General features: G+C 72.4%; 23 protein-coding genes. 13 read left to right on the top strand and 10 right to left on the bottom strand.

What is annotated here, in order from left to right:
- Positions 1 to 286 precede the first annotated feature (286 nt).
- The 4 genes from ACQP0N_RS29005 (at position 287) to ACQP0N_RS28990 (ending at position 4932) form a co-directional block, all read left to right on the top strand.
- Complete coding sequence (locus ACQP0N_RS29005; RefSeq protein WP_433115532.1) at positions 287 to 3463, top strand: sensor histidine kinase; 3177 nt, start codon at positions 287 to 289, stop codon at positions 3461 to 3463.
- Positions 3460 to 3867, top strand: a complete 408-nt coding sequence (locus ACQP0N_RS29000; RefSeq protein WP_007465177.1) for a roadblock/LC7 domain-containing protein — start codon at positions 3460 to 3462, stop codon at positions 3865 to 3867. The genes ACQP0N_RS29005 and ACQP0N_RS29000 overlap by 4 nt, the downstream gene beginning before the upstream one ends.
- Before the next feature lie 92 nt (positions 3868 to 3959).
- The gene (locus tag ACQP0N_RS28995; RefSeq protein WP_151488101.1) at positions 3960 to 4325 is read left to right on the top strand and encodes a DUF742 domain-containing protein; all 366 of its coding nucleotides are present in this window, start codon (positions 3960 to 3962) and stop codon (positions 4323 to 4325) included.
- Positions 4306 to 4932 carry a GTP-binding protein gene (locus tag ACQP0N_RS28990; RefSeq protein WP_396804657.1) on the top strand — a complete coding sequence of 209 codons (627 nt, stop codon included), beginning with the start codon at positions 4306 to 4308 and terminating at the stop codon, positions 4930 to 4932. The genes ACQP0N_RS28995 and ACQP0N_RS28990 overlap by 20 nt, the downstream gene beginning before the upstream one ends.
- Positions 4933 to 5049: 117 nt before the next feature.
- Here ACQP0N_RS28990 and ACQP0N_RS28985 read toward each other — a convergent pair whose 3' ends face one another.
- From ACQP0N_RS28985 to ACQP0N_RS28955, 7 genes are all read right to left on the bottom strand, one after another.
- Positions 5050 to 6138: a uroporphyrinogen-III synthase gene (locus tag ACQP0N_RS28985; RefSeq protein WP_355050730.1), complete on the bottom strand. Its 1089-nt coding sequence runs from the start codon at positions 6136 to 6138 to the stop codon at positions 5050 to 5052.
- The gene (gene nirD, locus ACQP0N_RS28980) at positions 6138 to 6488 is read right to left on the bottom strand and encodes a nitrite reductase small subunit NirD (protein ID WP_433115528.1); all 351 of its coding nucleotides are present in this window, start codon (positions 6486 to 6488) and stop codon (positions 6138 to 6140) included. Before nirD ends, ACQP0N_RS28985 begins: the two co-directional genes overlap by 1 nt.
- Positions 6485 to 9007 (bottom strand): nitrite reductase large subunit NirB, encoded by a 2523-nt coding sequence (nirB, locus tag ACQP0N_RS28975; protein WP_433115526.1) that lies wholly within the window; start codon positions 9005 to 9007, stop codon positions 6485 to 6487. Before nirB ends, nirD begins: the two co-directional genes overlap by 4 nt.
- Positions 9004 to 10443 (bottom strand): FAD-dependent oxidoreductase, encoded by a 1440-nt coding sequence (locus ACQP0N_RS28970; protein ID WP_433115524.1) that lies wholly within the window; start codon positions 10441 to 10443, stop codon positions 9004 to 9006. Before ACQP0N_RS28970 ends, nirB begins: the two co-directional genes overlap by 4 nt.
- A complete protein-coding gene (locus tag ACQP0N_RS28965; protein ID WP_433121875.1) occupies positions 10440 to 12470 on the bottom strand; it encodes a molybdopterin oxidoreductase family protein in 2031 nt (676 codons plus the stop codon). Before ACQP0N_RS28965 ends, ACQP0N_RS28970 begins: the two co-directional genes overlap by 4 nt.
- 213 nt (positions 12471 to 12683) lie before the next feature.
- Complete coding sequence (locus ACQP0N_RS28960) at positions 12684 to 12932, bottom strand: hypothetical protein (protein WP_433115522.1); 249 nt, start codon at positions 12930 to 12932, stop codon at positions 12684 to 12686.
- A gap of 26 nt (positions 12933 to 12958) precedes the next feature.
- A complete protein-coding gene (locus ACQP0N_RS28955) occupies positions 12959 to 13216 on the bottom strand; it encodes a hypothetical protein (protein WP_433115520.1) in 258 nt (85 codons plus the stop codon).
- 332 nt (positions 13217 to 13548) lie between these two features.
- On the opposite strand from ACQP0N_RS28955, the gene ACQP0N_RS28950 reads away from it, so the two are divergent.
- From ACQP0N_RS28950 to glmM, 9 genes are all read left to right on the top strand, one after another.
- Positions 13549 to 14316, top strand: coding sequence for a Scr1 family TA system antitoxin-like transcriptional regulator (locus tag ACQP0N_RS28950; RefSeq protein WP_433115519.1), 768 nt, complete (start codon positions 13549 to 13551; stop codon positions 14314 to 14316).
- Entirely contained in the window at positions 14313 to 14507 is a 195-nt protein-coding gene (locus tag ACQP0N_RS28945; RefSeq protein WP_433121874.1) for a DUF397 domain-containing protein, read from the top strand. Before ACQP0N_RS28950 ends, ACQP0N_RS28945 begins: the two co-directional genes overlap by 4 nt.
- Before the next feature lie 119 nt (positions 14508 to 14626).
- On the top strand, positions 14627 to 15322 hold the full coding sequence (locus ACQP0N_RS28940; protein ID WP_433115517.1) for a class I SAM-dependent methyltransferase: 696 nt from the start codon (positions 14627 to 14629) through the stop codon (positions 15320 to 15322).
- Between the two features lie 83 nt (positions 15323 to 15405).
- A complete protein-coding gene (locus ACQP0N_RS28935; protein ID WP_357126411.1) occupies positions 15406 to 15669 on the top strand; it encodes a DUF6364 family protein in 264 nt (87 codons plus the stop codon).
- The gene (locus tag ACQP0N_RS28930) at positions 15653 to 15946 is read left to right on the top strand and encodes a hypothetical protein (RefSeq protein WP_396804725.1); all 294 of its coding nucleotides are present in this window, start codon (positions 15653 to 15655) and stop codon (positions 15944 to 15946) included. Before ACQP0N_RS28935 ends, ACQP0N_RS28930 begins: the two co-directional genes overlap by 17 nt.
- A gap of 131 nt (positions 15947 to 16077) precedes the next feature.
- Entirely contained in the window at positions 16078 to 17463 is a 1386-nt protein-coding gene (locus tag ACQP0N_RS28925; protein ID WP_433115515.1) for a nitrate/nitrite transporter, read from the top strand.
- Positions 17464 to 17672: 209 nt separating this feature from the next.
- The gene (rplM, locus tag ACQP0N_RS28920; RefSeq protein ID WP_007465158.1) at positions 17673 to 18116 is read left to right on the top strand and encodes a 50S ribosomal protein L13; all 444 of its coding nucleotides are present in this window, start codon (positions 17673 to 17675) and stop codon (positions 18114 to 18116) included.
- Between the two features lie 20 nt (positions 18117 to 18136).
- Positions 18137 to 18601, top strand: a complete 465-nt coding sequence (gene rpsI, locus ACQP0N_RS28915) for a 30S ribosomal protein S9 (protein WP_355050719.1) — start codon at positions 18137 to 18139, stop codon at positions 18599 to 18601.
- A 117-nt stretch (positions 18602 to 18718) separates the two neighbouring features.
- A complete protein-coding gene (gene glmM, locus ACQP0N_RS28910) occupies positions 18719 to 20074 on the top strand; it encodes a phosphoglucosamine mutase (protein WP_433115513.1) in 1356 nt (451 codons plus the stop codon).
- An 18-nt stretch (positions 20075 to 20092) separates the two neighbouring features.
- Here the strand turns inward: glmM and ACQP0N_RS28905 are convergent, their stop codons facing one another.
- The 3 genes from ACQP0N_RS28905 to ACQP0N_RS28895 are packed head-to-tail and all read right to left on the bottom strand — an operon-like array spanning position 20093 to position 23667.
- Positions 20093 to 20839, bottom strand: coding sequence for an ABC transporter ATP-binding protein (locus ACQP0N_RS28905; RefSeq protein WP_433115511.1), 747 nt, complete (start codon positions 20837 to 20839; stop codon positions 20093 to 20095).
- 3 nt (positions 20840 to 20842) lie between these two features.
- On the bottom strand, positions 20843 to 21307 hold the full coding sequence (locus ACQP0N_RS28900; RefSeq protein ID WP_433115509.1) for an FtsX-like permease family protein: 465 nt from the start codon (positions 21305 to 21307) through the stop codon (positions 20843 to 20845).
- The gene (locus tag ACQP0N_RS28895; RefSeq protein WP_433115507.1) at positions 21295 to 23667 is read right to left on the bottom strand and encodes an FtsX-like permease family protein; all 2373 of its coding nucleotides are present in this window, start codon (positions 23665 to 23667) and stop codon (positions 21295 to 21297) included. Before ACQP0N_RS28895 ends, ACQP0N_RS28900 begins: the two co-directional genes overlap by 13 nt.
- Positions 23668 to 23686 lie beyond the last annotated feature (19 nt).

Genomic DNA, 23686 nt, shown 5'->3' with positions numbered 1-23686 from the left:
TCGGGACGGTCATCCCACATGCTGGGGTAACGCAATGTTTGCAAAACCTCACTTTGCATACACGCGTGACCACTCTGGAGTTACATGCCCTGATCAGGGGCTTGCGGAAATGAAGGTATCAGTTGACCGGATCAAGGGTTCCGCGCCGTCCGACCGTTTCCTACCTCACTGCGGCTTCCCAAACACGATCTTCTCTGATGAAATCGCGGCCGTGCCGCGCGTGGTCCCCTCCGCTCCCGGCACGGCTCGGCGGGTCAGGCGGGGAAGAAACGACGGAGGCGATGTCGTGAGCACCGGACCGACGACCCTGCCCGCGATCGGCGGCGATACCGGGCGTACGCGCCGGCGCATGCCGAGGCTGCGGGACGCCCGGATCCGGTCCAAACTGGCGCTGATCCTGGTCGTTCCGGTGGCCGCGGTGATCGCGCTCGCCACCGTCCGACTCATCTCGATCGGCGAGGGCGCCTACGACGCCACCCGGGCCCGCTCGCTCACCGCGCTCGCCATCGACGTGAGCGCGCTGACCCAGGATCTGCAGGCCGAGCGGATGGCGGCGGCGGCCTACCTGGCCACTCCGCAGCAGCCGGCCGACGCGTACAACCTGCGGGTACGCCAGACGCAGCAGCGCGTGGACGAGTACCGCGCCGAGCGTGACCGGATCGGCGAGGTGCCGGCGGCGGTGCGGGACCGGCTGGCGGCGATCGACGACCACCTGGCCACCCTGGACGGCACCCGCCAGGAGGTGCTGGACCGCCGGCAGATGGCGGTCGCCGAGGCGGTCCTGCGCTACGGCGTCATCCTCACCGACCTGATCAGCTACGGCGACGGGCTGGCCCAGCTACCCGGCGACGAGAGCCTGGCGGACAGTCGCCGCGCGGTCGCCGCCTTCGCCCGCGCCAAGGCGTCCGTCGCCGAGGAGGAGGCGGTCGCCTTCACCGCGCTGACCGCCGGCCAGCTCGACCCGGAGCAGTTCTCCTCCTTCGTGGCCACGCTGACCAGCCAGCAGGAGGCGCTGGTCTCCTTCTCGCTCGCCGCCGACCCCGTGCAGCGGGCCCTGGTCGACAGCACCGTCTCCGGTGACGCCGTCGGCCTCTCCGACCGGGTCGCCAGCGACATCACCCGCTCCGTCGGGCAGCGCGCGCTGGTGAGCGCGCAGGATGCCACCGCCGCCATCGGCGCGGTCAACGACCTCATGCGTTGGGCCGAGATCCAACTGCAGGACCGGCTGCTCGACCAGGCCGACGAGGCACGCTCGGACGTCATCCGGCAGGCCGTGGTCGAGTCGATCCTGGTGCTGCTCACCCTGATCATCGCCGTGTCGCTGGCCGTCGTGCTGGCCCGGTCGCTGAACCACTCGCTGCGCCGCCTGCGCGAGGGCGCGCTCTCGGTGGCCAACCACGACCTGCCGGACGCCGTGCAGCGACTGCAGAACATGGGCAGCGTCGGCGACGGCGGTGTGGACGAGATCGTCCGGCAGGTCCGGGACCCGATCCAGCTCAACAGCCGCGACGAGGTCGGCCAGGTGGCGTCGGCCTTCAACGTCGTCCACCGGGAGGCGGTCCGGGTCGCGGCCGAACAGGCCGCGCTGCGCACCAGCGTCTCGGCGATGTTCCTCAACCTGGCCCGCCGTAGTCAGACCCTGGTCGACCGGATGATCGGCGAGCTGGACGCGATCGAGCGCGGCGAGGAGGACCCGAAGCGGCTGGCCCAGCTCTTCGAGTTGGACCACCTGGCCACCCGAATGCGCCGTAACGACGAGAACCTGCTGGTCCTGGCCGGCGCCGACTCGGCCGTACCGCGCCGCGACGACGCGCTCGTCGTCGACGTGCTGCGCGCCGCCCAGTCCGAGGTCGAGCTGTACAACCGCATCGAGTTCGGCACCGTCGACACCGACATCTCGGTGGCCGCGCACGCGGTCAACGACGTCGTACGCCTCGTCGCCGAACTGCTCGACAACGCCACCCGGTTCTCGCCGCCGAACACGACGGTGGTCGCCGACGGTCGCCGCATCCGCGACTACGTACTGATCCAGATCGAGGATCGCGGGCTCGGCCTCACCGACGAGCAGCTCGACTCGCTCAACCGTCGGCTGGCCGCCCCGCCGAGCGTGGACGTCGCCGCGTTCCGACTGATGGGTCTGGCCGTGGTGAGCCGGCTCGCGTCCCGCTACGGCATCCGGGTGGAGCTGCGTCGCAACGTCGAGGGGGGCACGGTCGCCCAGGTGACGCTGCCCGCCGCCACCGTGATCCTGCCCAGCAGCCGGGGACGCGACCAGGCGCTCACCCGTCCGCGTCAGCCGATGGCCGTCGAGCAGACGCCGCTCACCCCGGTCGGCCACGCCGAGTCGTACGCCGGCGCGACCACCTCGGCGGCCACGCTGCCGGACCAGTGGCGGAGCAACGCCCCGGCGCCCGCGCAGTGGCAGTCTCCACTCGACGCGCGGGACACCACCCCGGCCGTGCAGGCCGGCGGCTACACCGGTGCGCGTCCGACGGTGCCGCCCGTCGCCGCGCCGGCCGCTCCGGCGCCGCCCGCGCGACCGTCGTACGGCAACGGCAACGGCACCTCGGCGGGCAGCCCCACCGTGGCGTACCCGACCATCGACGCGCTGCCCCGGCGGGGCGCGGTGGCCGACACCACGGATGCCCGGACCGCGCCGGTGCTGCCGGTCGGTCCGGTCGCCGGGCCGGGCGCGGTCGCCCCGCCGGCGCCGCCCGCGCCGCCGCTCCCGCCCGTGCAGCCCGCCGCGCCGGTCGCGCCGCCGACGCCGGCCGCGCCGGTCAGCACCCGGCCGGAGTTTCCCGCCGAGGCGCCGATCTTCCGGGAGATGGAGGCGGTCTGGTTCCGGTCGCACGGCGACGACGCCACCGCGATCTTCACCCGGCCGCAGTTCGACACGCCGCCCCCGCCGGCCGACCCCGGCACGCGGGTGACCAACGGTGGCCCGTCGAGCGCCGCGAAAGCGCCGGCCCGCCCGCCGCTGCCCACCCGGACCCCGGGCAGTTCCGAGGGCACCGGAGCGCAGAGCATGGGAAGCATGGACGGATTCGGCACCGCGAAGGCCGGCGGTCGTACCGCCTCGACGCCGACGCCACCACCGTCCTACGCCCCGCCGCCGGCCGCCCCGGCCGCTCCGGCGGCACCCGTCGCGGCTCCCGCGCCGGCCGCCGCGCCGCCGGCTCCGGACCCGGACGCCTGGCGGACGGCGGCCGACGAGGGGTGGACGCTGGCCAGCCGGGCCGCCGAGCCGGCCCCCGCCGGCACCACCCGCTCCGGTCTGCCGAAGCGGGTGCCGCAGGCGCAGCTCGTGCCGGGCGGTATCGAACCGAAGGGTGGCCGGGACCGCAGCCGGCGGACCCCCGACGAAGTCCGTGGCCTGTTGTCGGCCTACCACCGTGGTGTGCAGCGCGGTAGGTCGGCTGGTACGGACCTGAACAGCACCTCGACCAAGGAGAGCCGATGAACAGGCCAGCTGCCATGCAGGACATGGGTTGGCTGCTCACCAACTTCGCCGACAGCGTGGCCGGTATCGCCCACGTGGTGGCGGTGTCCGCCGACGGGCTGCTGCTCGCGTCCTCCCGGGACCTGCCGGGGGACCGGGCCGACCAGCTCGCCGCGATCACCTCCGGCGTGGTGAGCCTGACCGAGGGCGCGGCCCGGATGTTCAGCGCGGGCGGTGTGTTGCAGACCGTCATCGAGATGGACAGCGGTTACCTGTTCCTCATGTCGATCAGCGACGGTTCGTCGATGGCCGTGCTGGCCGCGCGGAGCTGTGACGTGGGCCAGGTGGGCTACGAGATGGCGCTGCTGGTGGAACGGGTGGGCGCTGCCTTGGTGCCGCTGCCCCGGGACGCGGTGCGTTCGTAGCGCCACAGTCCGGCGCGCGGACCCCGCGCGCCGGAGCAGGGAGGGGGAGGCGGTCCGTACCGGCTCCGCGGAAGGCGAGGAGGTGATCGGGGATGGACCAACGACGCGTTGACCCGCGTGGCGCGTTGGTGCGTCCGTACGCGGTCACCCGTGGTCGTACCGAGCCCCGGCAGGACATCGCTCTCGAGGCGGTCCTCACGGCCTCTCCCACCCAGGTTGCCGAGTCCCGTTTCGCGGGGCACGACAAGCACCGAATCGCCACGGTCTGCGAAGGCCGTGCACAGTCGCTGGCGGAGATCGCCGCGTACACCCGGATGCCGCTGGGCGTCGCCCGGGTACTGGTCGCCGACATGGTGGCCGAGAGCCTGCTGACGTTACACACTGCTGCTCCCGCCGAGGGGTTCGAGGAGCGGATGGAACTGCTTGGAAGGGTGCTAAGTGGACTTCGCAGGCTATGACCCCGCTGGGGGGCGGCAGCCGAGCCGGGGAATCGTCTCCGCGAAGATCGTCGTCGCGGGCGGTTTCGGCGTCGGTAAGACGACCCTGGTCGGCTCGATCTCCGAGATCACGCCGTTGACGACCGAGGCGGTGATGACCGCGGCCGGCGTCGGCATCGACGACCCGTCCAAGGTGCCCGGCAAGGAGACCACCACGGTCGCCATGGACTTCGGCCGTATCACCATGGCCCAGGACCTGATCCTGTACCTCTTCGGTACGCCGGGTCAGACCCGCTTCTGGTTCATGTGGGACGAGATCATCCGAGGGGCGGTGGGTGCCGCCGTCCTGGTGGACACCCGTCGGATCACGGACGCGTTCGCCCCGCTGGACTACTTCGAGAACCGGAACCTGCCGTACGTGGTGGCGCTGAACAACTTCGACGGCTCTCCCCAGTACGAGCTGGAGGAGATCCGCGAGGCGCTGGCCATCTCGCCGCAGGTGCCGCTGGTCATGACCGACGCCCGGCAGCGGGACTCGGTCAAGCAGGTGCTGGTGACGGTGGTCGAGCACGCCATGCTCCGCCTCCAGGCCGAGCACGGCCGGGGCTTCCCCACGCCGGTCGGCTGAACCGCACGGTCCCGGCCGGCTGAACCGCACGGTCCCGGCCGGCTGAACCGCACGGTCCCGGCCGGCGGCACAACCGGCAGGCCACGGCCGGCTGGCGACAGCCGGCCGTGGCGCGTTTCAGTCGACCCGGAGTCGGTAGCCGCGCTTCACCACGGTCTGCACCACCCGGGGCGCGCGCAGACCGGCACGCAGCCGGGCCACCGCCATCTCCACGGCGTGCTCGTCCGCGCCCCGGGGCAGGGTCCGCAGCAGGGCGGTACGCGACAGCACCCGGCCCGGGGACTGCGCCAGCGCCCGCAGCACCGCCATCGGCGCGGGAGCGAGGGGCCGCAGGTCGCCGTCGATCACCGCGGCGTGCCCGCGCAACGTGAGCAGGTGGCCGCCGGCCTTGAACGTCACGGTCCGCCGGGGCAGCTCGTCGACGATGGTGCGGACCAGGGCGCCCAGCCGGGCACGGCCGGGCGCGCTCACCGGCACCCCGAGCCGGAGCAACGGCTCGGCGGTCACCGCGCCGACGCAACAGGCCAGCACGTCGGTGCGGAACGCGGACACCACCGCGTCGGTACGGTCGCCGGCCGCCCGAAGCAGCGCCTCGACCGCCGGCGCGGAGGTGAACGTCACCGCGTCCACCAGCCGGCCGGCGATCAGGTCGATCAGCCGGTGCAGTGGCGCCGGGTCGGTCGGTGGCGCCCACCGGTAGACCGGCACCTCGATCACCGTGGCGCCGGCCGCCTCCAGCGCGAGGGTGCACTCGGGCTGCCGCTCACCGTGTAGCTGCATGGCGATCACCTGCCCGGCCACCCCCCGCCGACGCAGGTGGTCGACCACCTCGTCGCAGCTCTCCGACGCCGGTGACCACTGGTCGTGCAGGCCGGCCGCCCGGATCGCGCCGCGCGCCTTGGGACCCCGGGCGACGACGTACGAGCTGGCGAGCACCGAACGCAGCGGCTCGGCCAGCCCCCAGCCCTCGGCCGCCTCCAGCCACCCGCGCATCCCGATGCCGGTGTTGGCCATCAGGATGTCGGGTGGCTGGTCGAGGCAGGCGCGGGTCGCTTCGCGCAGTTCACTGTCGTCGGACAGCGGCACGATCCGCAGCGCCGGGGCGAGCACCACGCGTGCGCCCCGGCGTTCGAGCAGCGCGGCCAACTCGTCGCGCCGCCGGTCGGCGGTCACCCCGATGGTGAAGCCGGCCAGTTCTTCCCGCATCAGTCCTCCCGTCGCAACCGCACTTCGACGATCCCGTCGTGGCAGCGCGTGTCGTGCCGGGCCACGGCCACCCCGGGCAGATCGAGGCACTCGCCGGTGCGCAGGTCGTACACCTGCTTGTGCAGCGGCGACGCGACCGTCGGCACTCCGCCACGGCTGCCCACGATGCCCCGGGACAGCACGTACGCGCCGGTGACCGGGTCGCGGTTGTCGATCGCGAACAGCCCGTCCACGGTGTGGAAGAGAGCCACCTGCACGCCGTCGACCAGGGCGGCGACACCCCGCTCCGGTTCCAGCCGGTCGAGGGGGCAGACCGCCGTCCAGCCGAGGGTGGTCATGGTGATGCTCATCGCCGTACCTCCGGAAGGCCGAGCGTGACGGGACGACGGCCGTGGCCGTCGGGTGGGGTGCCGCCGCGCGCCGGCACCGGCTGGCCGCGCTCCACGGCGAAGGTGATGGACGGGTCGGGCACATCGGGGGCGTTGACGAAGGAGGTGTAGCGGCGCAACCGCTCCGGATCGTCCAGCACGTCGCGCCACTCGTCCGAGTACGACGCCACGTGCCGTGCCATGGCCGCGTCGAGGTCGGCGCAGATACCGAGCGAGTCGTCCACGATCACGGCTCGCAGGTGGTCCAGGCCGCCGTCCATGGCCTCGATCCAGCCGGCCGTGCGTTGCAGCCGGTCGGCGGTGCGGATGTAGTAGATGAGGAAGCGGTCGATGAGTGTGACCAGTTCGTCGGTGGACAGGTCGGTGGCGAACAGGTCGGCGTGCCGGGGCCGGAAGCCGCCGTTGCCGCCGACGTAGAGGTTCCAGCCGGTCTCGGTGGCGATGATGCCGAAGTCCTTGCTACGGGCCTCGGCGCACTCGCGGGCGCAGCCGGAGACCGCCGACTTGAGCTTGTGCGGGGCGCGCAGCCCGCGATAGCGCAGCTCCAGCGCCACGGCCAATCCCACCGAGTCCTGTACGCCGTACCGGCACCAGGTCTCGCCGACGCAGGACTTCACCGTGCGCAGCGCCTTGCCGTACGCGTGTCCGGACTCGAAGCCGGCGTCCACCAGGCGCCGCCAGATCTGCGGTAGCTGCTCTACCCGCGCCCCGAACAGGTCGATGCGCTGCCCACCGGTGATCTTCGTGTAGAGCTGGAAGTCCCGGGCCACCTCGCCGATCACGATCAGCTTCTCCGGGGTGATCTCGCCGCCGGGGATGCGCGGCACGACCGAGTAGCTGCCGTCGCGTTGCAGGTTGGCCAGGAAGTGGTCGTTGGTGTCCTGCAGGGACGCCTGCTCGCCGTCGAGCACGTGCCCGTTGCCCAACGAGGCGAGGATCGAGGCCACCACGGGCTTGCAGATGTCGCAGCCACGTCCCCGGCCGTGCTCGGCGACCAGCCGGGAGAAGGTGCGGATGCCGCGTACGCGCACGATCTCGAACAGCTCGCGGCGGCTCACGTCGAAGTGCTCGCACAGCGCCGTGGACTGTGCCACCCCGGCCGCGTCCAGGAGCTGCTTGAGCATCGGCACGCAGGAGCCGCAGCTCGTGCCCGCCCTGGTGCACGCCTTCAACGACGGTACGTCCGAACAGCCACCGGCGATCGCGGCGTCCACGTCGCCCCGGGTGACCGCGTTGCAGGAGCAGACCTGCGCGGTGGCGGGCAGCGTCCCGGCGTCCGCGCCACCGCCGTCGGGGGCGAGCAGGGCCAGCGGCGCGGCCGGCAGCGGGCCGCCCACGCTGGCCCGCAGCGTCGGGTACGCGCTGGCGTCGCCCACCAGCACCCCACCGAGCAGGGTGTGCGCGTCGTCGGAGAGGACCAGCTTGGCGTAGACCCGGGTGGCCGGGTCGGTGAACGTGACGTCCAGGCAGCCCTCGGTGGTGCCGTGCGCGTCGCCGAACGACGCCACGTCCACCCCGAGCAGCTTCAGCTTCGTGGCGGTGTCCGCGCCCGGGAACGTCGCCGCGCCGCCGACCAGCCGGTCGGCGACCACCTCGGCCGTCGCGTACCCCGGTGCCACCAGGCCGTGACAGGTGCCGTCGACCGCCGCGCACTCGCCGACGGCCCAGACCCGCTCGTCGGCCGTGCGGCAGGTCTCGTCGACCAGCACCCCACCGCGCGGACCCAACGGCAGACCGGCGGCCCGCGCCAGCTCGTCGCGGGGCCGGATGCCGGCGGCCACCACGACCAGTTCGGCGTCGACCACCCGGCCGTCGGACAGCTCCAACGCGGCCACCGCGCCGTCGGCCCCCGCGCGGATCGCCGTGGTGGCGACCCCGAGATGGGTACGCACACCCAGGTCCTGGACGTAGCGGCGCAGCATCGCGCCGCCGGCCTGGTCCACCTGCACCGGCATCAGCCGGGGCGCGAACTCGACCACGTCGGTGCTCAGGCCGAGCAGACGCAGGGCGTTCGCCGCCTCCAGCCCGAGCAGCCCGCCGCCGATCACCGCGCCGACCCGTCGACCGGCGGCGTACGTCCGGATCGCCGCCAGGTCGTCGAGTGTCCGGTAGACGAAGACGCCGGGCAGGTCGGCCCCGGGCACCGGCGGCACGAACGGGTACGACCCGGTGGCCAGCACCAGCGCGTCGTAGTGGTAGTCGCCCTCGGCGGTGCTCACCACCCGCCGTTCCCGGTCGATGGCGGTGGCCGGCTCACCGAGGCGCATCCGCACCCCGTCGTCCGGGGTGTGCACGTTCAGTTCCTCTTCGCTCACCCCGTCGAAGTACGCCGAGAGCCGCACCCGGTCGTACGCCGGACGCCCCTCCTCGGCCAGTACCGTGACCCGCCAGTGGCCCTGCGGGTCACGGGCGCGCAGTGCGTCGACGAAGCGCTGCCCCACCATGCCGTTGCCGACGACGACCAGGTCCGCGCCGCTCATCGCGTCACCTCCACAGATTCCGCTTCGGACAACCAGTCGACGATGCCGCCGACCGCGTCGCGGCATCCGCCGCATCCCGTGCCGGCCCGGGTGCCCGCCACCACCGCGTCGACCGTCCGCGCGCCGGAGCGCCAGCAGCGCACCAGCGCTCCCTTGGTCACGTTGTTGCACTGGCAGACGACGGCCGCGTCCGGCATCAGCGCCGGTGACGCGCTCGGCGTCGAGACGGCCCCGCCGAGCGCCCGGCCGAGCAGCAGGGCCCGCCGGTCGGCCGGTACCGGGTGACCCCGGTCGAAAAGTTGGATCACCGTGCCGATCGCCGGGTTGTCGCCGAGCAGGATCGCGCCGATCAACCGCTCGTCACGGATGCGCAGCCGGGCGTACGTGCCCCGGGTCGGGTCGGTGAACGTCAGCTCCTCGCCCGGCGCGCCGCCGACCGCCTCGCCCATCGCGGCCAGGTCGATCCCGGCCGCCTTGAGCCGGGTCACCACCGGGCGGGGCCGGTACCGGGCGAGCGGGTCCGTGCCGGTCAACACGTCGGCGAGCACCCGCGCCTGGGCCCAAGCGGGCGCGACCAGTCCGGTGAGCGTCCCGTCGTGTTCGGCGCAGTCGCCGAGCGCCGAGATGGACCGGTCGTTGGTGCGCAGCCGGTCGTCCACCACCACGCCGCGCCGCACGGTCAGCCCGGCGGCCTGCGCGAGGGCGGTGTCCGGGCGTACCCCGCAGGAGAGCACCAGCAGGTCGGCGTGCAGCGACCGGCCGTCGGCCAGGTCGAGTCGGACGCCGCTGTCGTCCGCCGCCACCCCGGTGGCGGGCACCCCGAGCTGGATCGTGACGCCGAGCCCGGCGAGCGTGCCGGCCAGCACCGTGCCGGCCGCCGGATCGAGTTGCCGTTCCATGAGGTGGTTGGTCGGGTGTACCACGGTGGTGGCCAGCCCGCGCGTGGCCAGGCCCCGGGCGGCCTCCAACCCGAGCAGCCCGCCGCCGAGCACGATCGCGGAGCGCGCGTCGCGCGCCACGGCCAGGATGCGGCGGCAGTCGTCCAGGGTGCGGAAGGGGACGACCCGCCGGGGCAGGTCGGCCGGGTCGAGGCCGGGCAGGGGCGGCACCACCGCCCGTGCGCCGGTGGCCAGCACCAGGTGGTCGTAGGCGATCCGTTCGCCGTCGGCCGTGCGGACCTCGCGGGCCGACCGGTCCACGGCGGCGACCGTCACGCCCGAGCGCAGGTCGATGCCGTGCCCGGCGGCCTCGGTCAGCTCCACGTCCGGTTCGTCGATGCGGCCCGCCAGCAGCGTGGACAGCATGATCCGGTTGTACGCGCGGTGCGGTTCCGCCCCGAGGACGGTGACCTTGCGCTCGTCCCCGCGGGCGTGCAGCTCGGTCGCGAGCCGGGCGCCGGCCATGCCGTTGCCGACGATCACCACCCGGGCGGTCATGCCTTCTCCACCCGGACCGCGCAGATCTTGAACTCGGGCATCCCGGAGATCGGGTCCACCGCGTCGTTGGTCACCGAGTTGGCCCGCCCGGCACCCGGCCAGTGGAACGGCGCGAAGACCGTGTCCGGCCGGATACCCGGGCTGAGCCGGGCCGGGGCGCGCAGCTCACCCCGGCGGGACGTGACCCGCACCGGGTCGCCGTCGTCGATGCCCAACCGGGCGGCCAGGTCCGGGTGCAGCTCGACGAACGCCTCGGCCGCGGCGCGACGCAGCGCCGGTACGCGGCGGGTCTGCGTGCCGGACTGGTACTGGGCCAGCACCCGGCCGGTGGTGAAGTGCAGCGGATACGTGGCGCACACCTCCTCGGCGGCCGGCCGGTGGTCGACGGGGTGGAACCGGGCCCGGCCGTCCGGGGTGGCGAACCGGTCGGCGAAGAGTCGTGGCGTGTCCGGCCCGTCCGCGCTGGGACACGGCCAGTGGACGCCGTCGGCGGCGTCGATGCGCTCCCAGGTGATGCCGGCGTAGTCGGCGATGCCTCCCGCGGAGGCGCGGCGCAGCTCGCCGAAGACGGTGGCCGGGTCGGTCGGGAACCGCGCCGCCGCCGTCTCGGCGTCGCCCAACCGTGCCGCCAGGTCGGCGAGGATGGCCAGGTCGGTGCGGACGTCCGGCGGCGGTGGGCGCAGCGCGCGCCGACGCAGCACCCGACCCTCCAGGTTGGTCATCGTGCCGTCCTCCTCGGCCCACTGCGCGGTGGGCAGCACCACGTCGGCCAGCGCCGCCGTCTCGGAGAGCAGCAGGTCGGCGACGACCAGCAGGTCGAGGTCGCGCAGCCGGCCCTCGATCCGGGCGGCCCGGGGAGCGGAGACCACCGGGTTCGAGCCGAACACCAGCAGCGCCCGGGGACCGTCGGCGGTGCCGAGCGAGTCGAGGAGCTGGTACGCCGGCACACCGGGACCGGGCAGCTCGTCGGCCGGTACGCCCCAGACGCCCGCGACGTGCTCCCGGGCCGCCGGATCGTCGATCCTGCGGTAGCCGGGGAGCTGGTCGGCCTTCTGCCCGTGCTCCCGCCCGCCCTGACCGTTGCCCTGGCCGGTGAGGCAGCCGTACCCGGAGCCGGGGCGGCCGGGCAGGCCCAGGGCGAGGGCCAGGTTGACGTACGCGGTGACGGTGTCGACGCCCTTGGCGTGCTGCTCGGCCCCGCGCGCGGTCAGGATGATCACCCGGCCGCCGGTGCCGAGCGCGCGGGCGGTCGCCTCGAGATCGGCCACCGGCACCCCGGAGAGCTGTTCCGCGCGGGCCGGCCACCAGGCGGCGACGCTACGGCGGACCGCGTCGAAGCCGGTGGTGCGCTCGGCCACGTACGCCTGGTCGACCCAGCCCTCGGTGAGCGCGATGTGCAGCAGCGCGTTGGCCACGGCGAGGTCGGTGCCGGGCAGCGGTTGCAGGTGCAGGTCGGCCTGGCGGGCGGTGGCGGTGACGCGCGGGTCGACGACGATGAGCTTCCCGCCGCGTTGGCGCTGCTCGGTGAGCCAGCGCACCAGCGGCGGCATGGTCTCCGCCGGGTTGGCGCCGACCAGCAGCAGCGTGTCGGCCCGGCCCAGGTCGGACAGGGGGAACGGCAGTCCCCGGTCGATGCCGAAGGCGCGCATCCCGGCGGCGGCCGCCGAGGACATGCAGAACCGCCCGTTGTAGTCGATGTTGCGGGTACGCAGTGCGACCCGCGCGAACTTCCCCAGCGCGTACGCCTTCTCGTTGGTCAGCCCGCCGCCGCCGAAGACGGCGACCGCGTCCCGCCCGGAGCTGTCCTGGATGGCGCGTACGCCGGTGGCGATCCGGTCCAGCGCCGCGTCCCAGGTCGCCGGGCGCAGCTCGCCGCTGGCCGGGTCGCGTACGAGCGGGGTGGTCAGCCGGTCCGGGTGGTCGAGCAGCTCGGCGGAGGTCCAGCCCTTCTGGCACAGCCCACCCCGGTTGGTCGGGAACTGGCGGGGGAGCACGCTCACCCCTGCCTCGTCCTCGCGCAGGGTCATGCCGCACTGGAGAGCGCAGTACGGGCAGTGAGTCGCCACCTCCCGGGGCGTACGCCCCGATCGAGTTGCCGGCCGTGCACCGTCTGTCATGTCGGCAAAGCGTGCCGCCGGGCAGTTTCCAGTCCGGGTCCCTTCTGTTTCGGTCCTGTCAAGTGGGCCTCACACCGCACGGGAGCAACGGGCGTGACGGGTAGGTGGATGGGTGACCGACAGTCACCCCTCCAGGTCGGCGCGGTTCGGTCGGCGGGACAGCGACAGCCAGCCCAGAAACCGGGCGTGAAGTGCCCGCAGGTCAGGATCAAGGCCCAGGGCGTACCGGTCGTCAACCGCGTCCTGCATGTTCGCTGCCAGGTAGAACGCCAGGGCGATCGAATGGCCGTAGAACTCGGTCGCGAGGCGAAGCTGTGCCGGCGGGCACGGCCAGGGAGCGGCACAGTTGCGGCAGAGCCATGCCGGGCGCATCGGATGGTGCGGGCGAGGACGGCGGGTCACCGAACACGCACCGGACCGCGCCTGACGGGAGTGCGGGCGATCGAGCGACGGGCCGGGGCGGACGTGTCCGGCCAGATCAGGCCCACCGGCATCACGAACAGGGACCGGCGCGCGACCGCGTCGCCATTCCGGGCCAGCTCGTAAGCGTCGATCCACAGCCACCCGTCGTACGTCGGCCAGTCGAGCACGCGAATCACGCGGACGAAGATCGGGCGCAGGAACTGCACACTCGCGGCACGCGTCAGGTGCAGCACGTCACCCGGGTGTGGCTTCCGCGGTGTGGGCTTCGGTGCGGGTCTGCGATCCGGCGGCTTGTCCGGCACGGTGCTCTCCCCTGGTCGTCCCTGTGGAAAGGGGCCGCCCCGCGATGCTCACCCATCCAGATCTTGGACAGATTCCGTTAACTGAGAACGGTTTCTGTCCAAGATCTGGATGGGCCAGGGGCGGCCCCGATACGAACGCGTCCGCCGGGTTCTGGTCCCTACCGGCCGCGCCGCCTGCCGGTTACATTGCCGAGAGTGATGGGATCAGTACACGACGTTGATCTATTCCCAGGGACGTTCGGGACGTTCATCGCGGAGGCAGGATGAATCATTTACTTCAGGTGGCCATGGCTGAAGCTGGGGAGACAGCCGAAAGCCTGGCAGCTCAGACGGGTGTAGATCCGAAGACGGCGGCGCGTTGGATAAGCCCGGGACGTGTGCCTCAGCCCCGTCGGCGCGCGAAGCTGGCGGCGATCCTCGGAAGGGACGTTGCGGACCTCTGGCCGGATGTCCTCAAGCGACGCGAGCCGCAATGGCTGCGCGAGTGGGTGGACTGGGAGCGTGAGGCCGTCGCGATTCGTTGGTTCGAGCACGCGTGGGTGCCTGGTCTCTTGCAAACCGAGGCGTATGCACGGGCGACATTGACCGGCGAAGCGCTGACGATGGGTGAAGTTGACGATGTGGTCGCCTCCCGCACCGACCGGCAGGCCATCCTCCGTCGTGAGCGCCCGCCCCTGCTGACCGCGGTTGTGCACGAACTGGTCCTCTATCAGTCGGCGTACGGCGACCGCTCACTGATGCGCGAGCAGGTCGCCCACCTTGTCGACTGCGCGGCGTTGCCCGCTGTGCAGGTGCTCGTGGTGCCACAAGACGTCGGGATGTATCCGGGCCTTGGCGGGGGCTTCATCGTGGCCGAACTGCCGGACGGTGAGCAGGTCGCCCACATCGACAGCCAGGCGCGGGCGCAGATCGTAAACGGAGCTGCGGACGTTGCTACGCTAAATCGCAGATGGGAACGCATCAGGAGTGAAGCCCTTTCCCGTCAACAGTCCCTCGACCTGATCAGGAAAGCAGCGGGATCATGGACATGACCGGCGCGCGGTGGCGTAAGAGCACGAAGAGCGGAAACAACGGCGGCTCGTGCGTCGAGGTCGCTGACAACCTTCCGGGCATCGTCCTCGTCCGCGACACCAAGGACCGCGACGGCGGGACGCTGGCTTTCGGACCGGCGGCATGGGCAGGCTTCGTTGACCTGGTGAAGGCGATCGGCCCCGTCGGTTAATCAGCTACAGCACGAGAAGCCCCCGGCTCGCCGGGGGCTTTCGCATGTCCGGGGGCGGCGGCGTTGACTCTATGGCGCTTATAATGTGGGAAAACCGTCTCATTAAATGGGAGTGCGCGATGAGTGTGGTGGACGTTTTCGACGCGGTGGCCGGCACCTATGACGAGGCGCGACGGCGGCTGGTGCCCTGCTTCGACGCCTTCTACGGCACGGCCGTCGAGGTGGCCACGCCACCGCTGCGGGCCGCGCTGGCGGCCGGGCGTACCCCCGAGGTGCTGGACCTGGGCGCGGGCACCGGGCTGCTCTCGCTCCTGCTGGCCGCGGCGGTGCCCGGCATCCGGCTGACCCTTGTGGACGCCGCGCCGGCGATGCTGGCCCGCGCCACCGACGAGCTGTCGGCGCGGTCGGTGCCGCACCGGACCGTCGAGGCGGACCTGTCCGGCGAACTGCCCCCCGGTCGGTACGACGCGGTGGTCAGCGCGCTCGCGATCCACCACCTGGACGACGACGGCAAGCGGGCGCTCTACCGGCGGGCCGCCGCCGCCCTTGCGCCCGGTGGGGTGTTCGTCAACGCCGAGCAGGTCGCGGGGCCGACTCCCGCGCTCGACCAGCGCTACGACGAGGTGTGGATGGCGCGGATCGCCGAGTTGGGGTCGTCGCCGGAGGAGATCGCCGCCTCCCGGGGCCGCATGCGCTACGACATTCCGGCGACCGTCGCCGACCAGTGCCGATGGCTCGACGAGGCCGGCCTGGTCGACGTCGACTGCTACTTCAAGGAGTGGCGTTTCGCGGTGTTCGGCGGACGTGCCCGCTGACGATATGCACGTTTCGACATCCGGGAGCGAGCCGGCCACCGCGTGGATGACTGACAGTCATACCGATGGGTAGTCTCACCGGCATGACTGCCAAGGTGACGCTGTCGTTCACGGACGAGACGATCGAGGAGGCCCGACGCTTCGCCAAGCGTGAAGGGCTGTCCCTCTCGGCGTGGATGGACCAGGCCGCCCGGGAGAAGGCGCTGCGCGAGGTCTTCACCGCGCACGCCGCCGCCGTGGGACGCGCCGGCCTCGACCTGGAGTCCGCGGCCCTGGCCGACGCCCGCGAGGTGGGCATGGTCAACGACCTCTTCTCCGGTGAACCGCCGCGTGCTGCGCAGGGGTGAGGTCTGGCGCATCGAGGGCGCCCGGGAACGCCTCGGTCTGGTGATCAGCTCGGACGTCTACAACTCCACCGACGTGCCCATCGTGATCGTCGTCGAGGTGGTCGAGGAGTCGCTGTTGCGCGACTCGCCCCTGGCCGTGCCGATGGGCACGTACGTGGTGATGCCCGACCGGATCTCCTCGCCCATGAAGAAGTGGTTCACCGAGTGCGTGGACGTCGCCGACACCGACACGATGCTCCGGGTCGGCCGCGCGCTGCGCATCCTCCAACAGCTCTGAATCGACGGACCTCACCAACGCCCCCGGCCCGTGGTGCGGCAGGCGTTTCCGGGCCGACCCACGACAGGCACTGCCAGGTAACTCCGCCTTCCTAGCGTTTTTCCTCGTCAGATCGACGAGGAGGAGCCGCCGTGAGCACGCTCACCAGCACCGCAGTCACCGCCGACCCACCTGCCGTCCGCGGGCGTCGACGCCCGTTGGAAGACTGGCGGCCCGAGGACCCCGACTTCTGGCGTACGACGGGCGCGCCGATCGCCCGCCGCAACCTCTGGGTGTCGATCTTCGCCGAGCACGTCGGCTTCTCCGTGTGGAGTCTCTGGTCGGTGACCGTGCTCTTCCTCGGCCCCGCGTACGGCATCGACCCGGCCGGAAAGTTCCTGCTCACCGCCGTGCCGGCCGCGCTGGGCGCGGTGCTGCGGCTGCCGTACACCCTGGCGGTGGCCCGCTTCGGCGGGCGGCGCTGGACGATGATCAGCGCGCTTCTGCTGCTGCTCCCGACGGTGCCGATGACGATCCTGCTGGAGCCGGGGGTGTCCTACTCCACGCTCATGGTGCTCGCCTGCCTCACCGGCGTCGGCGGGGGCAACTTCGCCTCCTCGATGGCGAACATCAACCTGTTCTACCCGCAGCACCTCAAGGGACGCGCCCTCGGGCTCAACGCCGGTGGCGGCAACCTGGGCGTACCGGCCGTGCAGCTCGTCGGGCTGGCGGTGCTGGCCACCGCCGGCGCCGCGTACCCCCGGTTGGTGCCCGCGGTCTACCTGCCGCTCATCGTGCTGGCCGCGCTGGCGGCGGCCCGCTGGCTGGATACCGTGCCCGGGGCGCGCAACGAGCCGGGAGCGCTGCGCGAGGCGGCCCGGGACCCGCACACCTGGGTCATGTCGTTGCTCTACATCGGCACCTTCGGGTCGTTCATCGGATTCGGTTTCGCCTTCGGCCAGGTGCTCCAGCTCCAGTTCGCCGACCGGTTCCCCACCCCCGTCGACGCCGCCTGGCTGACCTTCCTCGGGCCGCTGATCGGTTCGCTGGTCCGGCCGCTGGGCGGGCACTTCGCCGACCGGCTCGGCGGGGCGCGGGTGACGTTCTGGAACTTCGTGGCGATGGCGCTCGGCGCCGGCACGGTCCTGTACGCGGCCCGCGAGCGCTCGTTCGGGCTCTACCTGGCCGGGTTCCTGGCCCTCTTCGTCTTCTCCGGGGTCGGCAACGGCTCCACGTACAAGATGATCCCGGCGATCTTCCGGGCCCGGGCGGCGGACGCGGTGGCCGACGGCACGCGCGACCCGGAGGACGCCGCCCGGTGGGCGCGACGGATGACCGGCGCGTTGATCGGGATCGCCGGCGCGATCGGGGCGTTCGGCGGGGTGTTGGTCAACATCGCCTTCCGCCAGTCGTTCCTCAGCTCCGGCAACGCGGACGCCGCCTACCTTGCGTTCATCGGCTGGTACGCGCTGTGCTTCGCGGTCACCTGGGTCGCCTACCGTCGTCCGGGGTCGTTCCAGCGGCTCGCCGGCGTGTGAGCCGGGTCACGGCCGCCGCGCCCGAGGGCGGCGGTCCACCCCCGTTTTGACCTGCCGATGGGGCGCCGGGTATCGTTGCCTGCTGTTGTACGACATCCAGAGGCGTGCCCTATCAGGTACGCTTGGTCGTTCGTGCGCGCTGGTCCGGCCTGCTAGCTCTGGTCACCTCGGCGCGCGACCCCAGACCGACGACGAGACAAGGTAGACCTGTGCGTACGTACAGCCCGAAGCCGGGTGAGATCGAGCGTCAGTGGCACGTCATCGACGCCTCTGATGTCGTGCTGGGCCGCCTGGCCACCCACGCCGCCACGTTGCTGCGTGGTAAGCACAAGCCGACTTTCGCGCCGCACGTCGACACGGGCGACTTCGTCGTCATCGTGAACGCGGGCAAGGTTGCGCTGACCGGCAACAAGCGCCAGACCAAGGTCGCTTACCGCCACTCGGGTTACCCGGGTGGTCTGAAGCAGGTTGGCTACGACGAGCTGCTGACCAAGCGCCCCGAGCGGGCCATCGAGCTGGCTGTGAAGGGGATGCTCCCGCACAACAAGCTCGGCCGTCAGCTGATCAAGAAGCTGAAGGTCTACGCCGGTGCCGAGCACCCGCACCTGGCACAGCAGCCGGTGCCGTTCGAGATCAAGCAGATCGCGCAGTGAGCGCGGGCGAAGGAAGCAGCATGACCGACATCACCGAGACCGAGGTTGCCCCCGAGGCCACCGAGGCGCCGGCGCCCGTCGCCCGCGCGCCGCGTGGTGACCGCCCGATCCAGACCGTGGGTCGGCGCAAGGAGGCCATCGTCCGGGTCCGTATCGTTCCGGGCACCGGCAAGATCACCTGCAACGGCCGCGACCTCGAGGCCTACTTCCCGAGCAAGGTGCACCAGCAGCTCATCAAGGACCCGCTGGTCACCGCCGAGAAGCCCGAGGCGTTCGACGTCATCGCCAACCTGCGTGGCGGCGGCACCACCGGCCAGGCCGGTGCGCTGCGGCTGGCCATCGCCCGCGCGCTGATCGTCAACGAGCCGGACGACCGCCCGGCCCTCAAGAAGGCCGGCTTCCTCACCCGGGACGCCCGGGTCAAGGAGAGCAAGAAGTACGGCCTCAAGAAGGCCCGTAAGGCTCCCCAGTACTCGAAGCGCTGATCTTTCCCAGCGCGTTGTACTTCTGACGGACGGCCGGTCCGCCTCCCCCGACCGGGGAGGTGGACCGGCCGTTCCGCTTTCTCCTCATCGGCAGTTGCTCATCGGAGGTTGGCGGGTATGGGTCGGTTGTTCGGCACGGACGGTGTACGCGGGCGCGCGAACGCCGATCTCACGCCCGAGTTGGCGCTGGCGCTGGCCGTGGCTGCCGCGCACACACTCGCCGAGACGGACCGCAGTCACCCGCCGCTCGCCGTGGTGGGCCGGGACACCCGGGCCAGTGGCGAGATGCTGGAGGCCGCCGTCGTGGCCGGGCTGACCAGTGCCGGGGCGAACGTCGTACGCGTCGGTGTGCTGCCCACCCCGGCCGTGGCCTTCCTCACCGCCGAGGCCAAGGCCGACCTCGGCGTGGTGCTCTCCGCGTCACACAACCCCATGCCGGACAACGGCATCAAGCTCTTCGCCGCCGGTGGTCACAAACTGCCCGACGAGATCGAGATGAAGATCGAGGCCGCGGTGGAGGCGAACGCCACCACCGCCTGGGACCGCCCGATCGGTGCCGGCGTCGGCCGGGTGCACGACCTGCTCGACGGCGCGGACCACTACGTGCAGCACCTGGTCGGCGCACTGCCGCACCGGCTGGACGGGATCAAGGTCGTCGTCGACTGCGCCAACGGCGCGGCGAGTGAGGTGGCGCCGGTCGCCTACCGGGAGGCCGGTGCCGAGGTCGTCGCGATCCACGCCGAGCCCGACGGCCTGAACATCAACGACGACTGCGGCTCCAACCACATCGAGGCCCTGCGTGAGGCCGTGGTGCAGCACGGCGCCCACCTGGGCATCGCCCACGACGGCGACGCCGACCGGATCGTGGCGGTCAGTGCCGACGGCGACGAGGTCGACGGCGACCAGGTCATGGCGATCCTGGCGCTGGCCATGCGGGAGGCCGGGACCCTCACCCAGGACACCCTGGTGGCGACCGTGATGAGCAACCTCGGTCTGCGGCTGGCGATGTCCGCGCAGGGCATCCGGCTGATCGAGACCAAGGTCGGCGACCGGTACGTGCTGGAGGAACTGCGCGCGTCCGGCCTCGCGCTCGGCGGCGAGCAGAGCGGCCACATCGTCATGCCCGCGCACGCCACCACCGGCGACGGGGTCCTCACCGGGCTGCACCTGATGGCCCGGATGGCGGCCACCGGCCAGTCCCTGGCCGAGCTGGCCTCGGTGGTCACCAAGCTGCCGCAGGTGCTGATCAACGTGCCGGTCGGCGACCGGACCGTCGGGGCCAACGCGCCGGCCGTCCGCGCCGAGGTCGAGCGGGCCGAGGCCGAGCTGGGGGAGACCGGTCGGGTGCTGCTGCGCCCGTCGGGCACCGAGCCCCTGGTCCGGGTGATGGTCGAGGCCGCCACCGAGGCGGTCGCCCGCGAGGTCGCCGAGCGGATCGCCGCCCTGGTGCGTACGGCCAGCCCGGCCGCCTGAGACCACTCCGGCGCGACGTCACAACCGCAGTTGGCTCGCCCGTCCGTAGGTGTCGGCGGGGTCCTCGCCGTCGGTGAGATCGAGGTCCTCGGTGACGCGTCCGTCGGTCAGCCGGACCAGTCGGTCGCAGCGGGCGGCGATGGCCTGATCGTGGGTCGCGAGCAGGATGGTCATGCCGTGCCGGTCCCGAAGGTCGAGCAGGAGATCGAGGATCTGCCCGCCGGTGGTGGAGTCGAGGTTGCCGGTCGGCTCGTCGGCCAGCAGCAGTCCTGGTGCGCCCATCAGGGCGCGGGCGATGGCGACCCGTTGCTGCTGGCCACCGGAAAGCTGGGCGGGTAGGGCGCGCTCCCGCCCCGCCAGGCCGACCGCGTCGAGCAGTTCACGCGCTCGTGCCGCGTGGTCGGTCCGACCACGTCGGGGGAGGACCGGCGCGATCACGTTGTCCAGCACGGTGAGTGCGGGCAACAGGTGGTAGCGCTGGAAGACGAATCCGACCCGTTGCCGGTAGCGGGCCAGCGCGGCCCGACGCAGATCGCTCACCACCACACCGTCGGTGGTGATGCTGCCCTCGTCGGGCTGCTCGATGGCGCCGATGAGGTGCAGCAGCGTCGACTTCCCCGACCCGCTCGGCCCGGTCAGCGCCACCACCGAGCCCGCCGCGATGCTCAGCGACACGTCGTCGACCGCCGTGAGTCGGTCCGCGCCGACGCCGAACCGTCGGACCAGGTGATCGACCGAGATCACGCTGCCGCTCTGCTCGCTCATCTGCTACTCCTCTGCCAGAAGTCGGGCGGGCCGCAGGCGCGGCAACAGGGCGGCGGGCACCAGCGCGGCGAGAGCGCTCACCACCGCGCCCGCCAGCGCGACCAGCGCGGCCACCAGGATCAGCGCGCCGGGCAGGGCGCCGATCAGCCACGCGGCGCTGGCCAGGCCGACCGCCGCGCCGGTCGTCGATCCGACGAGCCCCAGCGTCAGCCCCTCGTAACCGACCAGCCGGCCCAGTTCGGCGTCGGTCCAGCCGATTGCGCGCAGGGTGGCCAACTCGGCTGCCCGGTCACGGATGTTCAGGTAGAGCACGTCCGCGACCGCCGCCGCGCCGAGCAGCACGGTGGCCACCGCGGCCACGGTGTCCGCGCCGCGCACGCTCAGTGAGACCACGTCGCCGAGCAGACTGCCGACGATCGCGCCCCGGAACGCCCAGGCGGCGGCGGTGACCAACGTCAGCGCGGCCACCCCGATGGCCAGCGCGCCGGCGCCGAGGAAGGTGCGTCCGGGGTGCGGGCCAGATTCGCCAGCGCCATCCCGACCAGGGTGCGGGGCCGGCGTACCCAACTGGCGGGAGCGACCATCGGGCGCAGGGCGGCGGCGGGGTGGGCGCGCGCGGCCCGCAGCGCCGGCACCAGGCCCGCGGCCAGCGCGAGCAGCAGGGCGATGGGTACGGCCAGAGCCGACCGTCGCCAGTCGACATCGATGCCGAGAGCTGTTCCGAGCGGCACCGCGAGGGTCAGCGACAGCAGGCCGGCGATGAGCCCGAGGAGGGCCACCTCGCCCAGGATCAGCGCCGCGATGCGGCGGACCGGCCAGCCGAGGCAGGAGAGCACCGCCAGTTCGGAGCGTCGGTCCCGGACTGCGGCGCTGACCGCGTTGCCGAGGAACAGGACGCAGACCACCAGCACCAGGAGGAAGAGCACCAGGCTCTTGCGGTCAACCGCCTGGGTGATGATCGAGGCGACGCCGAGCGCCGACCAGTTCTCGGTCAGCCGCAGCACCGGCCGACCGAACGTGCCGGCGGGCAGCTCCACGGTCTGCGGCGCGGCCGACGAGCCGAGGGTGATGTCGACGTCCAGCCCGGTGCGCGCCGCGATCTGCTCGGCGACCAACCGGACCCGCTCGGCCGAGCGCTCGGTGTACCCGCCCACGTCGGCCACCCGTACGCGGATCGCGCTGATCGGGGCCCTGGCCTGTGGGCTGCCGGTGCCCGCGAAGAGGGCCGGCAGGCTGCCGAGGTTGGTGATCAGCAGCGGTGGGGCGGAGAGGTATCCGGCCGGGTTACCGCTGGGCGCGAGTGGCTGACCGCCGAGCGCCGCGCGGCTGCGCTCGTCGGCGCCCTGCGCGACGGGGGCCTGGTAGGTCTGCAGCGGCAGGTGGCCGAGATCGGCGAATCCGGTCAGCCGACTCGGATCGAAGACGCCCGTGGCCCGCCAGTGCCGGAAGGTGGTGTTACCGGCGGCGGCCAGCAGCAGCGGCCGTACCGACCGCGAACCGCTGTCGTCGGCGAGCCAGGGGCGGGGGATCGGGTTGTACGCCGTATCCCGACCGTACGCGGTGGGTGCGCCGGGTGGCTGCGGACGGGCCCGCAGGGTGCCGTCGGCCAGACGGTCGTACTGCACGTCGGCCGACTGCACGATGGACTGCAACTGACCCACGCAACACCCGGTCGGGGACAGCTCCTCGGTGAGCATCGTCTGGTGGCCGGCGGTGAGGTCGGTCCGAGCGGACCCGGCTGGTGCCCCGCCCCGGCGGCTCAGGGTTTTCTCCAGGTCGATCGCCGGCACACCCACCGGATTGACCGAGAGCCGGGTGAACGTGGCCGACAGTGCCTCGTCGATGAAGGGCCGGTTGGTGACGAGGACCGGCACCTCCAGGTTCTCCGCGCTGCCGGCCCGTTCGACAGCGACGGTGTCGTCCGGGCGGACGGCCCGGCCGGTGACCACGGCGTCGTCGAGGCCGACCAGGCGTTCCTCGGCCACCGGGTCGACGGCGGCCAGGAGGAACGGCACGGTCAGGTCGTACGCCATCACCAGCCGGTCGGCGGGCGCCGAGGTGCCGTCCCGATCGGTCGCCAGCGTGTAGGGCTGGCCCCGGAACCGTCCGTCGGCCAACAGTTGCACGGCGTGCAGCGACCACGCCTCCCGCTCGGAGTAGGTGCCGGGGTTGCCGAGCAGGGCGTACTGGGGATCGCAGATGGGGAGGCTGCGACCGTCCGGCTGCACCTCCCGAGGGACTGGCCCGCAGGCCTCCGGCAAGGGATAGGAGTTCCCGTCGGAGTAGGGGACCGACTCGCTGCCGAGTCCCCCGTCGAGCCGGGGGAAGATCAACGGCTTCTTGGTGACGTAGACGTACCGGGGCTTGCCGGACGCGCTGGAGAGCCCGCGTTCGGCATGGAACGTCGGGTCGACCCGGATGACCTGACGATCCAGGGAGCGGTCAACCGCCCCGGTGAGGTCGATCGGTGTCGGCAGCAGCGTGGTGGAATAGCCCAGCATCGCGATCGGGGCCGCCACCTCGATGCCGGGTACGGCCGTCACCTGCTCGTACTGCTGGGTGGTGATGCCGCCGAAGAGCCCGGAGAGATAGTTGGGGCGGACCAGCCCGCGCTCGGCCTCCAGCGGGGTGCGCGTCCCCTTCGGGCGCACCAGGATCTCGTAGGCGACCTGGGTGTTGCGCTCGACCGTGCCGTTGACGTCCAGGCGAGAGGTGGTGGTGGCACCGGTCAGGACCACGAAACCGGTGGTGGCCACCAGCATGCCGACCAGCAGTGCCACCGACCGCCCCGCACGGCCGCGTAGCTGTCGCCAGATGAAGCCGAGCATCGCGCCTCCCCGTGTGCTG

The sequence above is a fragment of the Micromonospora sp. CA-246542 genome (assembly GCF_050942905.1).
Classification (GTDB): Bacteria; Actinomycetota; Actinomycetes; order Mycobacteriales; family Micromonosporaceae; genus Micromonospora.
Note: the sequence above shows the minus strand (reverse complement) of the source record. Positions and strands in the feature narration are given on the sequence as shown.